Below are 2,176 nucleotides of genomic sequence, written 5' to 3'. Positions count from 1 at the left end.
GCCTGCCGGCAGATCGGCCCGGGTGAGCGGAGGTCGCTCGCCTACGTCAACACCTTCTACTACTGGCTCGGCCCGTCCGTCGCCTGCTGAGCCGGAACGGTGGGCTCGCCCTCGCGGTAGGACGGGCCTCGAGTCGCCACCGGGAGGGTTCGGGCCGCCCGAGGGCGCGTCGGTGTCGGGCCAGGACGAGAACCCGTGCGGCGGGGTACGAGGGCCGTGGGCGGCGTGACCGGTGAGCCACGATGAGCGGAGGGGAGGGCGGCGGCGCTGGTCGTCCTCCCCCACCCGGCCGTCGTGCGGTCCCCGCGAGGGAGCGCGCCGGCCTGGTGCGGTATACCGGGAAGGGCCCCCGGGACGACGGAAGTGGGAGACAGGAGCCACCACAAAGTGCGGCCGGATTTCAGCGAACCCCCCGGGTCTGATGTCAAACCTCGGGTTCGCTGCAGAATGGACGCGATCGACGCCCGCCACGTGTATCCTGACCTGCGACTTTACTCTCGGGTCCTCATCGCTCCTACGAGGAGTTCCAACAGATCCGACACCTGCCGGATCTGCCCGGACCGGGCGTCCTCATCGCTCCTACGAGGAGTTCCAACTTGGACTGCTTGACCATCAGGTTGCCGTCCGCGTCCGGGTCCTCATCGCTCCTACGAGGAGTTCCAACCCTGAGCCGTCCGCCCCGTCCCTAGCCGGTTCTGCGGTCCTCATCGCTCCTACGAGGAGTTCCAACCCGGTGGTCGGTGTCTCGTCAGCCATCGCAGCTACTGTCCTCATCGCTCCTACGAGGAGTTCCAACGCGGCGGCGGGCTGGCGGCCCGACCGGCTGCAACCGTCCTCATCGCTCCTACGAGGAGTTCCAACTCGTAGAGGTACGGCACGAGACCGGGGGCGCCTCCGCGTCCTCATCGCTCCTCGGAGGAGTTCTCGCCCGATCCTGTCCGCCTGCTCCGGGGCGCGGTTCGTCGTTCACTGAGTTCCGGTGCGGCCCTCGCGAACCGGCGCCAGGTCGCCCAGCACCTGGGAAGCGTTGACACCGGGTGACCGCCCTGCTGCAATTCAGCCGTGGTTCCCACGGTGCTGACTCGACGGCGGCACGTCGACTTCGCCCGCGTCAACACCCAGGCGTGTCGTAGCTCCCTGTTCCTCGAGCGCTGACCGCCCATCCCCCGGGTCGCTCCGGCCCGCCTCCCGTGAGGAACCACCATGTCGTTCCGTTGGCAGCCCACGTCCGAGGTGCCCAGCCCCGAGTTGCCGGCGGTGCCCTGCCAGGTCTCCTCGGCTCCGGGCCACCAGTCGGAGCCGAGCGCGCACGCCGAGCTGACCGTGACCATCACCGTCCGCGCGGACGCGGCGGAGGCGGCGTCCGTCACGGGCCGCCTGGTGCGGGCGGTGCGGCGCGCCGTGGACCTCGCGGGCGCCTCGCTCACGGTGGACGGTGTCACCATCCCCCGCCAGCACCCGGTGTCGCGCGGGGACGCACCGGGAGGTGACCTCGGGCCTCGCGCCGCTGGCCCGGTGCACATCGTCGTTCCCGCGCGCCGGGTGACCCGCGCGGGCGTGGACGTGCCGTTGACGCGGATGGAGTTCGACCTGCTGCTGTTCCTCTGCGAGAACCCCGGGGTGGTGCACCAGCGCTCCGACCTGGTGGCCCGGGTGTGGGGCGCGCCGGGGCGGAGTTCGGAACGGACCATCGACGTCTACGTGCGGCGGATCCGGGGCAAGCTGGGCGTGGACTGCCCGTTGATCACCACGGTGCGGGGTGTGGGGTACCGGGTCGACGATCCCGCGCTGGTGGTCCTCCACCACGCGGTCCGCTCGGGTTCGGCCCGGTCGTGACCGGGGCGCCGCCGGCCCCGGGGTCGGCACGCCCCGGCCCACTCGGTCGGCCCGGGGCGTGGTCGGCCGGGACGGCCAGGGCACCCCTTGCCGCCGGGAGGCGGTGTCAGTCCCAGACGTAGCCGCGCGGGTTGCGCTCGCAGTCCTCGCCGAGGCGGGGAAGGACGGTGCCGTCGAGCCGGGGGCAGCGGGGGTTGGCGCCGGCGGGCACCTCGTCCTCCGTGGTGCCCGGCTCGTCGCCCGCGCTCGGACGGGGGATGTCGTCGCTCGCCTTCCTGCGCGGGATGTCCATGGCGGTGACCTCCGGCTGGTCCGCTCGCGGGGGTGGGGTGGTGGTGCG

2 protein-coding genes and 1 CRISPR repeat array are annotated in these 2,176 nt (G+C 72.2%); of the genes, one reads left to right on the top strand and one right to left on the bottom strand.

Annotated elements, in window-relative coordinates:
- Positions 1 to 501: 501 nt before the first annotated feature.
- Positions 502 to 928: a CRISPR direct-repeat array (repeat unit 30 nt; unit sequence GTCCTCATCGCTCCTACGAGGAGTTCCAAC).
- A 275-nt stretch (positions 929 to 1,203) separates the two neighbouring features.
- The gene (locus tag ACTIDRAF_RS31470) at positions 1,204 to 1,836 is read left to right on the top strand and encodes a winged helix-turn-helix domain-containing protein (RefSeq protein ID WP_016701522.1); all 633 of its coding nucleotides are present in this window, start codon (positions 1,204 to 1,206) and stop codon (positions 1,834 to 1,836) included.
- 106 nt (positions 1,837 to 1,942) lie between these two features.
- On the opposite strand, the gene ACTIDRAF_RS31465 is transcribed toward ACTIDRAF_RS31470, so the two are convergent.
- A partial coding sequence (locus ACTIDRAF_RS31465) for a hypothetical protein (protein ID WP_039789839.1) occupies positions 1,943 to 2,176 on the bottom strand: 234 nt, incomplete at its 5' end.

It is taken from the genome of Actinoalloteichus spitiensis RMV-1378, from assembly GCF_000239155.1.
In the GTDB taxonomy this organism is placed as follows: domain Bacteria; phylum Actinomycetota; class Actinomycetes; order Mycobacteriales; family Pseudonocardiaceae; genus Actinoalloteichus_B; species Actinoalloteichus_B spitiensis.
This window is presented reverse-complemented; position numbering and strand designations above follow the sequence as displayed.